At 56.1% G+C, this 11,736-nt stretch carries 12 protein-coding genes; 6 read left to right on the forward strand and 6 right to left on the reverse strand.

The features are described 5' to 3' along the window. Window positions 1-131: 131 nt before the first annotated feature. The 3 genes from FZF01_RS00080 to FZF01_RS00090 are packed head-to-tail and all read right to left on the reverse strand — an operon-like array spanning window position 132 to window position 3,285. Complete coding sequence (locus FZF01_RS00080) at window positions 132-2,357, reverse strand: PepSY domain-containing protein (protein WP_150276077.1); 2,226 nt, start codon at window positions 2,355-2,357, stop codon at window positions 132-134. Window positions 2,358-2,378: 21 nt separating this feature from the next. Then, window positions 2,379-2,843: a DUF2271 domain-containing protein gene (locus FZF01_RS00085; protein ID WP_150276078.1), complete on the reverse strand. Its 465-nt coding sequence runs from the start codon at window positions 2,841-2,843 to the stop codon at window positions 2,379-2,381. A gap of 58 nt (window positions 2,844-2,901) precedes the next feature. Then, window positions 2,902-3,285 (reverse strand): PepSY domain-containing protein, encoded by a 384-nt coding sequence (locus FZF01_RS00090; RefSeq protein WP_150276079.1) that lies wholly within the window; start codon window positions 3,283-3,285, stop codon window positions 2,902-2,904. A gap of 204 nt (window positions 3,286-3,489) precedes the next feature. Between FZF01_RS00090 and FZF01_RS00095 the strand changes: the two genes are divergently transcribed. The 6 genes from FZF01_RS00095 (at window position 3,490) to FZF01_RS00115 (ending at window position 9,275) form a co-directional block, all read left to right on the forward strand. Beyond that, window positions 3,490-4,152, forward strand: coding sequence for a response regulator (locus tag FZF01_RS00095; protein ID WP_150276080.1), 663 nt, complete (start codon window positions 3,490-3,492; stop codon window positions 4,150-4,152). Then, window positions 4,145-5,473 (forward strand): ATP-binding protein, encoded by a 1,329-nt coding sequence (locus tag FZF01_RS00100; RefSeq protein ID WP_150276081.1) that lies wholly within the window; start codon window positions 4,145-4,147, stop codon window positions 5,471-5,473. Before FZF01_RS00095 ends, FZF01_RS00100 begins: the two co-directional genes overlap by 8 nt. A 122-nt stretch (window positions 5,474-5,595) precedes the next feature. Then, window positions 5,596-7,527 carry a metallophosphoesterase family protein gene (locus tag FZF01_RS00105; protein ID WP_150276082.1) on the forward strand — a complete coding sequence of 644 codons (1,932 nt, stop codon included), beginning with the start codon at window positions 5,596-5,598 and terminating at the stop codon, window positions 7,525-7,527. 60 nt (window positions 7,528-7,587) lie between these two features. Beyond that, window positions 7,588-7,935, forward strand: coding sequence for an ArsR/SmtB family transcription factor (locus tag FZF01_RS00110; RefSeq protein ID WP_150276083.1), 348 nt, complete (start codon window positions 7,588-7,590; stop codon window positions 7,933-7,935). A gap of 133 nt (window positions 7,936-8,068) precedes the next feature. Next, window positions 8,069-8,452 (forward strand): hypothetical protein, encoded by a 384-nt coding sequence (locus tag FZF01_RS19665; protein ID WP_229734520.1) that lies wholly within the window; start codon window positions 8,069-8,071, stop codon window positions 8,450-8,452. Beyond that, a complete protein-coding gene (locus FZF01_RS00115; protein ID WP_229734521.1) occupies window positions 8,373-9,275 on the forward strand; it encodes an MFS transporter in 903 nt (300 codons plus the stop codon). The genes FZF01_RS19665 and FZF01_RS00115 overlap by 80 nt, the downstream gene beginning before the upstream one ends. A 61-nt stretch (window positions 9,276-9,336) precedes the next feature. On the opposite strand, the gene FZF01_RS00120 is transcribed toward FZF01_RS00115, so the two are convergent. The 3 genes from FZF01_RS00120 to FZF01_RS00130 all read right to left on the reverse strand — a co-directional run bounded on the left by FZF01_RS00120 (window position 9,337) and on the right by FZF01_RS00130 (window position 11,674). Then, window positions 9,337-9,948, reverse strand: a complete 612-nt coding sequence (locus FZF01_RS00120) for a hypothetical protein (protein WP_150276084.1) — start codon at window positions 9,946-9,948, stop codon at window positions 9,337-9,339. Between the two features lie 111 nt (window positions 9,949-10,059). Continuing rightward, window positions 10,060-10,437 (reverse strand): hypothetical protein, encoded by a 378-nt coding sequence (locus FZF01_RS00125; RefSeq protein WP_150276085.1) that lies wholly within the window; start codon window positions 10,435-10,437, stop codon window positions 10,060-10,062. After that, a complete protein-coding gene (locus FZF01_RS00130; RefSeq protein WP_223825328.1) occupies window positions 10,430-11,674 on the reverse strand; it encodes a YbfB/YjiJ family MFS transporter in 1,245 nt (414 codons plus the stop codon). The genes FZF01_RS00125 and FZF01_RS00130 overlap by 8 nt, the downstream gene beginning before the upstream one ends. Window positions 11,675-11,736 lie beyond the last annotated feature (62 nt).

An 11,736-nucleotide genomic window follows, 5' to 3' on the forward strand; every position in this document is an offset into this window, starting at 1 on the left:
CGGTTCATTCCACCCAGCAAGGGAGGTGCCTGCACATTCCTTTGCTTGCGGGAAGCTTAGCCAAACCACCCGGTACTGTCGACAGAATTCAGCTCTTTGCGCTGTATTGGCGGTGAGCTCTGGTGAGGGCGTTAATAGACGTCCTCCAGATACTGCCCACGACTTCTGAGGGTTTCGACATCGATACGTAACGGCCTGACGATTTCGTCCAAAACCAGCCTGACCCCCGACGCCATGCCCCGGCCACCACAGACCAGTATTTGTGCCCCCCTCTCTATCATCTGACGTACAGCGACCTGGTCTTCCATTAACTTGTCCTGAACATAGGCGTGCTCAACTGATCTGGAAAACGCCGTATTCAACCCTGTCAGTCGGTGGTCCTCAAGGTAGCACCCCAACTCGGGCTGATAGAGAAAATCCGATTGCGGACTGCGTCCGCCCCAGTACAAAAACATGGGGTTGCGCCGGGTATTCTTTCGAATGAACCCCGTCAGCGGACCTATTCCTGCACCCGCGCCTATCAGAATAACAGGGGCGCTTCCGACAGCAGGACGAAAGCCCGGGTTCTGACGGATAAAGCCCTCGATCCGATCACCGCGCTTGAGTTGGTGCAAGAAACCGGAGCACAAACCGTCGGGCTGCTTGCGAACACATATCTCAATGACACCGTCAGAAGTAGAAGAGGCCAGGGAGTATAATCGTGGGCTATGCCCCCCAGGCGGCATAACACCTAACAAGTCTCCAGCCTCAAAATCCGGCAAACTGCCGCGACTCGCTTTGAAAAAGGCTTGCCACCAGCTACGACCCAACCTGGACTGCCGGAAACGCAGAATACTGGTCGGCGCCTGCACCGCGACCCCGTAATCCGCCCGTTCAACAAGCTCCAGCGTCACCGTTGCCGGAGGCAATGGCTCGTAGCTCAGCGAAAGTGGCCTTCCAATGAGCTCACTGATCCTGCCTCCCCACTGGTTGAATTGCGTACCGGAACAACGATCTATCAGTTCGATCTTGTGTATGCGGGACAGCCCTTTGGCGGCGAGCGCGGCATCCACCTCCAGGGCAAACTGGCAGAACGTCGAGAACTGCTTGTCCCCAAAACCCAGCACGGCATATCTCAACGTCTCCCCACCCCTGAAATAAGCGAGTCTGGACATGAATCGGCGTGCTGAAGCCGGCGCGTCGCCGTCACCATAGGTCGAGGTGAGTATAAAAAGCATGGATGCCTGCGGATAAGTCTCAGCTAACGCGTTCATCTCGCTGCAATGCACCTGGATACCTGCCTTGTTCAGTCCGGATTGGAGTTCCCGGGCAAAGCCCCAGGTAGCATTGTTTTCGGATCCGACAAGGATAATGGCGTCAGCCCTGGAGATACTGACATTGTTCGCCAACTGCGCTGAAGAACGGCGTCGCCGCCACCAGACTGTTATGCCAGTCAGTGACAGGGCCGGAACCGTCAGCGCCGTTGCTCCGAGAACCAAGCCCAGCCACCAAAGGCCTTCGCCGGTGTGCAAGCGGACCATCCACTTCTGGAAAACGCTAGCGGCGGCCCGTGGCTGAAACTTCAGCAGCTCCCCGGTCGCCTGATCAACAAAACCGGCACCCTCGCTGGTGGTCAGCGAGTACGCGTCCTGCCGGTCATCGGGATAGGGAAACACCAGTTCCCGCAACTCGCCTAGGTCAATATCCGATAGGGCCGCCAGGGTCGCTACCGGAGCCGGTTGCCCCCCAGATACTTCAGCAGGGAAAGTCGGTCCGGTTTCGGGCGGTTCGGGCAGCAGGCCGAAACGCAATGCCGACATATAACCACCGGTCAACGCCGACAGCAGCAAGCCGAGTATGGCAAATCGGGCCAGTTCTGCGTGAATCCGTGTGCTGCCCGAGCCTGTGAACGGCCGCAACAACGCACGCCAGCCGCCTGTCCGACGGACCAGCAGCAGGGTGCCGGAGATACAGACAAGGAGCATTACCACCGCCATCAACCCGGCCAACATTCGACCAGGGCTATCCAGCAGAAACGAGCGATGCAAATCCTTGATCCAGATAAAAAAAGCCGATGGCTCGTAGGGCGCCATGCCCTCGCCGGTAAGAGGGTTGACCAGATCTGCCCCAGGCTGGCCGTCGCGATTGTAATAGACAATCACGCCGCCGGAAGCGCCACGCACAATCTGTTCGGCGCCGGGATAATGGTCAACGACACGCCCGGCCAGCTCAGCCACACTCACCTCACCAGCAGCGGGGATCAGCGTTGCTGCCCTGTCCATTGCAGGCACCAAGGACAGAATCGCGCCGGTGACTGCAAGCGTCATCAGAAATATCGCCGCGAACAGGCCGGGTAGGCCGTGAATTTTACGCAACATCACTTTTGCCCCTCCAGTTCGTCAAAAATCGTAGCGAAAGGAGCGAACATACCCATCACCGGCAACCGGTTTGCCGGAACCGTCACTCGTCAGTGGAACGGCGACTTCCGCCCGATGATCGCGCTTGTCTTCAACTGCGGTGTCGACCCGCACTACATAGCCCTTATCGATCAACGCATCATCCAGGTCCAGGGTGACTTTCAGAGTGCGCCCACTGGTTACGCTGGCCCCAGCGATGCCATCGTATTCAGCCGGATCCAGACCACTACCACGAGCCCAACCGCTCAGGTGCTTGTAATATTTGGATTTTTTCCCAGCAACCCAGAGTGTCTTCTCATATCTACCGGCAGCATCCGTCAGGTACAGCGCCACATAGGCGCCATCGCCTCGGTATTTGAGCAATTGGGTCGTGAAGGTCACCTCACGCGCCTGAGCCATGCCGGGTACAGCGATCGCCAGGCCCAAAGCAAACAGGAACATTTTCATACAGTCTCTCCAGTAAAAACATGAACAGCATCAGAGCTGAACGGGCTAGGTCGGCGGGTTACTCGATAGTTACGCTTGGGCGACCCTCGACGCTGTCGGAGCGTCTTACTGGCGCCGCGGCTGAGCCCTTCGTGTTCTTGCCCCTTTTAGTACCGTGACGGCCATCGTCATCGTCATCTTCGCGCTCCAGCTCCATCAACAGCAGGGAGGCGGGCGCAAAGGACGCCTCTGCTCGATACCCCTCCGGGGCCAGCCCCTTTACCTCATAGCAGCCGTCATCGACCTTGATGCGGTAAACAGTCCAGCCTTCGGCTTCCAATTTCTGACGCAGGTTTTCCCGGGGCTGCCAACTGGCCACCGGATCATCACAGTCGTCGTCTGCCAATACCGACGTACTCAAAAAAACGAGCACAAGGCTGACAAACAAGGGCTTGGTTTTCATGGCGTGTCTCCTGTTGAACTCTCACAGCGGACTCTATGAGCTTTTCCTGACACGGGCCTTAACGGGGTCAGAAGAAGATCAGAAAACCGCAGAAGTGTTTTTATGGACGCGCAGCCCACGGAAGAGAACAATGACCATGTCATTCAGGCTGTTGTCAGGAAGCAGCGGTAGCATCCTCAATTCATGACTGAAAAAGAGAGCACCATGCGAGTACTGCTGGTTGAGGATACGGTCGGACTGGGCGAGGCGGTGCGGGATCAGATCGCCGATGACGGTCACGCAGTAGACTGGGTGCAGACTCTGAGCTTCGCCGAGGCCAGTGTGCAGGCCACTACCTATGATCTCATCCTGCTCGATCTGATGCTCCCGGATGGGCATGGCATTGGCTTTCTTAGAAAGCAAAGGGCAGTTGGAAACTCGACACCGGTCATCATTCTTACCGCCCGGGATCAGGTATCTGACCGGATTGAAGGGCTGAATGCCGGCGCCGACGACTATCTGGTCAAGCCCTTTGACCTTTCCGAGCTGTCGGCCCGCGTGTCTGCAGTAGCACGACGTTACCGCGGCGATCCAAACCCGCTGATACGCGTTGGCGATCTGGAAATCGACCTGGGTGATCATCTAATCAATCGCTGCGGTAAACAGGTAGAGCTGACCGCTCGCGAGTGGGCACTGTTCGAAGGCTTTATCCAGCGGCCTGGCATGTTGCTATCGCGCGCACAGCTGGAAGATCGCCTCTATGCTTTCGGGGCAGAAATCGAAAGCAATACCATCGAGGTGTATATCAGCCGTATGCGCAAAAAGCTGGGGCGTGATGCCATTGTAACCGTCAGGGGTATGGGCTACCGCCTGGAAACACATGAGTAGCAGAGCCAGCCTGCAAAAAAGCCTGGGGATCGGCCTCACGCTGGGGGTCACTCTGCTCTGGCTAATGGGGGTGATCGCCTCGGGCCTGGTCGCCCAGCACGAAATGAATGAAGTTTTCGACAGCGCGCTTGAGGAAACCGCGCAGCGCATTCTACCCCTGGCTGTGACCGACATACTGAACCGGGAGAATCGCGCCAGCAATCTTCGGGCGCCGGCTCTGAAGGAGCATGACGAATATCTCACCTACCTGGTACGGGATGGCGAGGGCAACCTCCTGCTCCAGTCCCACGATGCCAACCCAGGTGACTTTAGGTCACACCCCAGTGAAGGCTTTTCGAACACGCCCTCGCACCGAATCTACGGTGTATCCGCAGTAAGCGAGACCATCTATCTTGAAATAGCCGAGCCCCTGGCTCACCGCCGTGAGGCTGCGCTGGAGGCCGGCGTAGCGCTGCTCTTGCCCTTGTTCCTGCTGATACCGGTCAGTTTTCTGGGTGTCTGGTGGATCGTTCGCTTTACCTTGCGCCAAGTGGTTGAATTCCAGAAATCCATAGAATCTAGAGGCGCAGGAGACCTCTCTCCGGTAGCAACGGATCGATTACCAGTCGAGTTCGAGCCTATTGCCACAGCGGTCAATCAACTGCTGGAACGACTACACCGCGCCCTCGAGTCCGAGCGCAGCTTCACCGCTAATAGCGCCCACGAGTTACGCACACCTTTGGCAACCGCACTGGCCAAGGTGCAGAGGCTTAAAGGTCAGATGGATGGCGATCCATTGAAAAAAACCGTTATTCAGATCGAGGATGCATTGCGCAGCCTGTCGACCCTGTCCGGAAAACTACTCGAGCTGGCAAAAGCAGAGGGCGGTGGGGCAATAGCGCAGAATCCTCAGAATCTCGTGCCGATACTGGAGATGGTAGTTAAGGATTTTGCGAGCCAGGCGCAAGGACGCATTGTGCTGAGCCTGCCAGATAATGCAGTGGATTCATTCCTTGATCCGGATACCTTTGCCATATTGGTCCGTAATCTGATTGAGAACGCGATCAAGCATGGTGACCCGGCGCAACTGATAGAAATCAGCATGCACGACAACGGCACCCTGAAGGTGTGCAATGGCGGAGGCATTGTTTCACCAGCCCAGCTCGACCTGCTCCGAAACCGGTTTGTACGTTCAACAACCGGTGCAAGCGGATCCGGTCTGGGTCTCGCTATTGCAGATGCGATTGCCAAAGGTGCAGGCATGACATTGCATTTGCGTTCTCCGGCAAGGGAACGGCAGGACGGTTTCGAAGCAGAGATCAACCTGAGGAACCGCCAGTGAGCAGTTTGAATACGTCACATTAAATGAGAATCAATTTCAACAAACGGTAATATCTTTGCCGCCAAGACGTCACAGCTCTTGCTGAATATATTCGCTCCGACCATTCCATATCGAGAGCAAAAATGACGTTACGGTATAGCTGTATTGGGATCCTTCTCGGCACCACCCTCCTAAGCGGGTGCCTGTCCAGTAGTAACAGCAGTTCAGATGATACTCCCGCCACTCCACCATCCACGCCTCCACCGGCGCAGGTTAGCAGTCTAAAAGTAGGTTTTTTACCAGATACCCAGGGTGGTGGGGCCAACACCTCCATTCATCCAATGCGCGCCTTGCTGGAGTTTTATCGTGAGCAAGCGGTGGACGTAGTGCTGGTCGTTGGCGACCTTTCAGAAACAGCAACCCCTGAAGAATACGCACAATGGCGCAGCGTGGCAGAGGATTACAAGAACGACTTTACCTTGCTACCGGTACAGGGCAACCACGACATCAAAGGTGCGGACCTTGACTGGGTCGAGAACGTGTCAGATCTGGTACCCGCTGATGCCACCCATATGCCAGGGCAAGAATACAAAACCTATGCTCTTGTGCGCGACAACGTTTTGATGATCAACATTTCCTATGGCCACATGCCATTCACCTACGACTTTGTCCGACAGACTATCGAGACAAATCGAGACAAGGTCGATCACATCATTGTTTCAACGCACAACACCATGGTGGGATCGCGCTACGGTTACATTCGTGAGAAAGCGGTCGAAGCCTATGATACCTCTGCCTCTGACCAGCAGTTTCTTCAAGTGCATGAAGACTACCGCCAGCTCTTTGCCGATAACGACGTTATCTACGTAGCCGGCCACGAGCATCAGTACGTACGTAGCCTGGTGGCCGGCAATTTTGGTGGCCATTACACCGAGATAGTCAGCGGAAACGCTTCCTATAAAGGGTACGACAGCCGCTTCGGAGAAAGTGAGCAGATTCAGAACGTACTGATGGTCAAGGTAAATGATTCAGGAGCCACCGGGCAACTGGACGTGAACGCGTCAATTCTCACCTTCAATGGTGATCTGGTCGATTACGCCTCCTATTTCGAGAATCACACAATCACTTCCAACGCAGATGGGATGAAGGAACTGGAACGCCCGAACTGGAAATTGATGGACCGCTTCAGCCGCACCACTGATCGTTGTGACAAGGTTGTTTTCCCCTCCAGCATTCCTGCGGGGAACCAGCTGAACATGACCCACGACAAACGCTACAACACCAGCGCGTGCGTGTCTGCGAACGGGTTTGAAGCAAAAATAATCGACGGTGAAAACAACATCTTCAACCGCTATGAGACTCGCACCCGGACCACCGACGTGGAACCCGGTGTCAATACGGCCACCAGTAATACTGCACTGGCGGCACGCTACTACCGTTGGTTGCATATCCCGCACGCCAGCTATAGCCCCAACCTGAACAACAATCAGCGGGTACGCCTGATTAATGCGGGAACAGCTGATGAAGAAGTGCAGATCCGCGAAACGACCATCGACCTGAAAAAGCAGGTATCACTGAGCTGGGTGGCTCCGATCGCCGGCGCACTGTCGGACGCCCTGATCATCAGCGGGATACAAGGTCAGGATGGCACCTACATAAACGCACGTGGTGTAGCGAAAAACATTCAGGCCGACATTGGCCTCCCAGGCAGTTTTGGCGACGGCAGTGAATCAGGCAAGCAACCAGTGACCCTGCCAGCCGGACGGGTCAACAGCAACTGGATTCTGGACGACGATAGCGAAGGCGATGACTATGTGTTGCAAATGAATCTCCCCGCCGATCTGGATCCGCAAACGCTTACACTGGGTCGCTGGAACGCCCAGACTGAACAGTGGACACCAGTGGCAGCAACTGAGTGCCTGAGCCAGCAGAGTTACGACCCAGGCTATATTAGTGACCTACCTGGCGATGTGGAAGCAAGCTGTCCTACGGCAATCGGTGTTGTAACGGTAGGCGTTCAGCATGTATGGGCAAGGCTCGATCAAGACGGCATCTATGCTTTGATTGAAAGATAAAACCCTGGCATCCAACGAAGACAGTTTACATGTGCACACACATGCACATATATTACTTCGATGAATAAGCCACTCACCCGAAACCAGGCAATTGAAGCCGCTATCGACTCTCTTGATAGCGGCTTTTTCAAAGCATTGTGCGAACCCACCCGTGTCGCTGTGCTCAAGCGCGTCATGCAGCTGGGTAGAGCAGACGTAAGCGCAATTGCAGCGCAGCTGCCGCAAGAGCGTTCGGTTGTGTCCCGCCATCTGCAAATTCTCCTTGAAGCCGAAATAGTCCGTGCCACCAAGGTGGGCAGACAGGTGTTCTACGAAGTTGACGGGGCAGCAATCATCGGGCGTCTTGAAGGTATTCTCAGCCACACCAAAAGCCTCACTCCACTGTGCTGCCCAAACACATCGAGCTGAAACATTTACCCAATTAGGTGCATAGGTGTGCATTTATGAACATGAATAGGGACCTATACGCTGAACCGGTAATCGGTGGCGACCTGGCAGGCAGTGGAATCGAGCCGATCACTGCAAGTTGGGGGACCCGATCATGGCCTTGAGCCTCGCCTCAACGCAAATCAACAGATTCAACCTGGTATGCGCACTGGGTGTTGCCCAGATTCTGGCCTGGGGCACCACCTACTACCTGCCAGCGGTTCTTGCTACTCCCATTGCAGAAAATACGGGATGGTCAATTACCTTCGTTGTTATGGGTCTGGCGTGGGGGTTACTGACTGCGGGAGCCTGCTCACCTCTTGCAGGCCGGCTGATCGACCGGCTTGGTGGTCGTTCGGTGCTCGCCGCCAGCTCAGGCTTGCTGGCCATGGGCTTGCTACTAATGGGGCTTGCTACTAATGGGGCTGGCCCCCAATCTGCCAACCTATTACCTGGCATGGACGTTTATCGGTGCGGGCATGGCTGCGGGCTTGTATGACGCGGCCTTTTCTACTCTGGGCCGTCTGCTGGGAAGCGACGCACGCGCATCGATCACAGGCCTCACGTTGCTTGGCGGGTTCGCCAGTACCCTGGGCTGGCCACTGATCACCGGAATGGAGCACCAGTTCGGCTGGCGTCATACCTGCTTTGTTCTTGCTACCGTTCATCTGGTCATTGGCTTGCCGATCCATCTTTTGGCAATACCCCGCAGCCCCTCACTAACAGCCGAGGGTGTATCCACCCCCGATAACCCGGCAGAATCAGGTGTACCGGATAAATCAGGCTCCCGGCTTCTGCTGTTACTCGCCGTGCTGCTGACCACTCAATCGCTGGTGGCTTCCACCATGTCAGTTCACCTGCTGGATGTGCTCGAACTGCTTGGCATCACTACGGCAACAGCTCTGGCGATCGGAATGATGGTCGGCCCCTCTCAGGTCGCCGCAAGGCTGGCTGAGTTTTCCATAGCACGTTATTTGCATCCTACCTGGTCCACGCGCATAGCTGTCGTGCTCTGCGGACTGGGTATCGGGTTGTTGTTGCTTGCCACGCCGTGGCTGGCCTTTGTGGCAATGGGTCTGTACGGGGCAGGTATCGGCATACTCACCATAGCGCGCGGTACGCTGCCCCTGGCTCTCTTCGGCCCCGCGGATTACGGCACGCGCATGGGCCTGCTTGCACGCCCCATGCTGCTGGCTCAGGCCTTGGGGCCTGTCGTCGCCGCGCTCATTCTTGAAAGGTCTGGCTCATCCCTCTTGCTGATCGTAATGTGCGCACTCGTTGCAGTAAGCCTGGCTGTAAGCTTTACCCTTCCGGACAAATGAAGCACCCCTACGGACCAACAGGCTATATTCGCTGACACTGCATATCACTAACAGCAGCGACTCAAGGCGCCAAGAACGGATTCTGAGGCAGCCATACGCCCAGGAACGGCTGTTTGGCAATGATGTCAGCGTCACTCACTCGAGAATATCGGCTTTTGAACATCGCCAGGTCCCGCTCACTGCGATCCCTTATCTCTGGCAGCAGATCTCCAACCACAGGCTGATTCAGGAAGTTGCTACCCATATCCACATTCATATGCAAATTGCCCAGGTACAAAGCCTTGCCGGATTCGACCGTGAATTTGATCTCGGGTACGGGCTGTGCGGGTGTGTAGCGGGCCATGCCATGGGTCAGTTGCCAGTATCTCAAGCTGTTTGGGCCGACTGGCATTTCCAGTACAACCAGACGACCGGAATCCTCTTCCAGTTCACTAGGCTTGAGAGTGGCGCCGGGGATATGCTCTTCCCGCGACTCCACATAACCACCTTCGGTAAAATAAAAAAGAGCAACGGGACCAAAACCGCTCTCGACTGAGGTACTCACGCTGGCAAACACGAGCCCGGTATCTACCATCTGGCCAGGATCAACACCCTGATTAACGTTTTTTGTGGCGCAGCCAACCAGCATCAGCATGGCTAGCAGGCAAAGGGACTTCCATGTACCAAGAATCACGGTGACCTCCTGTCGTAAATGATACTGCTTTCAAAATCATAGCCAGCATACAAAGTGCAGTCGACAAAAATGTGATGGCATGCATCGCACAGACTAAAACTCTTCAGCGCACTATTTCGTTACAGCAAGTCGACGTGAGGCGAACAGCAGAACACAGGTAATAATTATTTCCGCGGCAATCATGTCGGTCGCAAAGGCGGCGTCGTGAACAGCCCAAGCCAGTATTCTGCCAAAGGCTGCAATACCCAGCAGCATGCACGCCGGGTAATACCATGTGCGCTGCGAGGTAATCAAAGCGAGCAGAATCGATATTCCCAGGGCCAGGAAGAACGCAGTCATGTCACCAATCTGCGTACTGCGCCCCAAGCCGTCGAGCAGCGGCATACCCAGGGCTCCCGCCGCTGCGGCGGGGTCCACCAGCCAGCGCAAGCCGATTGCCAAGAAAAGCACACCGAGCAACGCAACAACAACGCTTAATACTCTATTCATTATTACCTCCGACGTTCAGGCAAGCGCTGGATATCGAGTCCTGCTTTTCCCGACGATCCCGGCGCTCGATGAATTTCAACCCGAAAAGCAGTAACGCACCAAGCATCATCACCGCGGCAGCGCACCAAAGCCCCACCGCATAGCCCCCGAAGCGGGTCGCCAATATACCCGTCAACGCCGGCCCGATAATCTGGGCCACACCGTAGGCCAGGGTCATGCGTCCCATCATGCGTGCCGGGCGCGTGGGGTAGTAGCGGCCAGCCATGGTCAGGACCAGACTGACCATGCCGATAAAAGTCGCGCCAAACAGCCAGGCGCCGCCCAATGCCGCCCAAAGGCCGTGATGCAGTACCGGCAGGAGAATGCCAACCACCTGCAGTAGTGCAGCCGTAATCAACGCGTTGAGGTCGCCGAACCTGCGCGCAATCAGGTCCCAGAGAATACAGGCTGGCGCTGCGCCGATGCCGAGCAGCAGAAACGCCAGGTTACCCCGCCCGCTCAGACCCGGAAGTTGCTCGACAATCGCCACTATGAAAGTAGCACTGACTACATAGCCAATACCGGCGCAAAAATACGCTGCCATGAAAACCTGCAAGTACAGACGACTGGGCGGACTGTCTGTCATCGCCATGCCACTGGTAGTCTTGCCACTGGTATCAGGCGGCGGCAACCAACGCAACGCGGGTACCGCCAGCAAAACGGCCAGCGCACTGAACGCAAGCCACTCACCGCGCCAGTCAAGCCACTGATTTAACAACGCGATCAGCGCAGCGCACAGGGCGATACCAATCCCGATACCGGAGAACTGGATGCCCAGTTCACTCCGCTGACCGTGGCGCATCAACCAGTTGAGAACCAGGGCGCTACCCAGCAGCATGCCTGCGGCGCTGGACAGACCAGCGACATAACGTGAAATACCCCATACCCACAGGTTGGTACTGGTAGCCATTATCACTGTGCTGAACACCGCAAGCAGGATACCAAGCCGGTACAACCGATCTTTGTATCGCAGGTCACTGATGAAAGAGGCCAGCAAGGCACCACTGAGGTATCCGGCATAGTTGATTGCCGCAAGCCACCCAGCATCAGCCACGCCAAGGCCGGCCTGGGCCTGCATTTGCGGCAACATGGGGGTATAGGCAAAACGCGCTACGCCGAGCGTCAGCATAAGGCTGAAGATGCCGGAGCAGAGCACTTGCAGGCGTTGGGTGGCAAGAGTCATGGCATGAGTATGCATGCCATGACTGCCGCCCGCCAGGGCATTGATGTGGGTGATAGGGTCAGTTGCTTTGCTGATGC

The sequence above is a fragment of the Halopseudomonas salina genome (genome assembly GCF_008641105.1).

What these genes read in the sequence shown, in the direction of transcription:
- FZF01_RS00080 (WP_150276077.1), bottom strand. Translation starts at nt 2,357, where the DNA reads ATGTTGCGTAAAATTCACGGCCTACCCGGCCTGTTCGCGGCGATATTT.
- FZF01_RS00085 (WP_150276078.1), bottom strand. Translation starts at nt 2,843, where the DNA reads ATGAAAATGTTCCTGTTTGCTTTGGGCCTGGCGATCGCTGTACCCGGC.
- FZF01_RS00090 (WP_150276079.1), bottom strand. Translation starts at nt 3,285, where the DNA reads ATGAAAACCAAGCCCTTGTTTGTCAGCCTTGTGCTCGTTTTTTTGAGT.
- FZF01_RS00095 (WP_150276080.1), top strand. Translation starts at nt 3,490, where the DNA reads ATGCGAGTACTGCTGGTTGAGGATACGGTCGGACTGGGCGAGGCGGTG.
- FZF01_RS00100 (WP_150276081.1), top strand. Translation starts at nt 4,145, where the DNA reads ATGAGTAGCAGAGCCAGCCTGCAAAAAAGCCTGGGGATCGGCCTCACG.
- FZF01_RS00105 (WP_150276082.1), top strand. Translation starts at nt 5,596, where the DNA reads ATGACGTTACGGTATAGCTGTATTGGGATCCTTCTCGGCACCACCCTC.
- FZF01_RS00110 (WP_150276083.1), top strand. Translation starts at nt 7,588, where the DNA reads ATGAATAAGCCACTCACCCGAAACCAGGCAATTGAAGCCGCTATCGAC.
- FZF01_RS19665 (WP_229734520.1), top strand. Translation starts at nt 8,069, where the DNA reads ATGGCCTTGAGCCTCGCCTCAACGCAAATCAACAGATTCAACCTGGTA.
- FZF01_RS00115 (WP_229734521.1), top strand. Translation starts at nt 8,373, where the DNA reads ATGGGGCTGGCCCCCAATCTGCCAACCTATTACCTGGCATGGACGTTT.
- FZF01_RS00125 (WP_150276085.1), bottom strand. Translation starts at nt 10,437, where the DNA reads ATGAATAGAGTATTAAGCGTTGTTGTTGCGTTGCTCGGTGTGCTTTTC.
- FZF01_RS00130 (WP_223825328.1), bottom strand. Translation starts at nt 11,674, where the DNA reads ATGCATACTCATGCCATGACTCTTGCCACCCAACGCCTGCAAGTGCTC.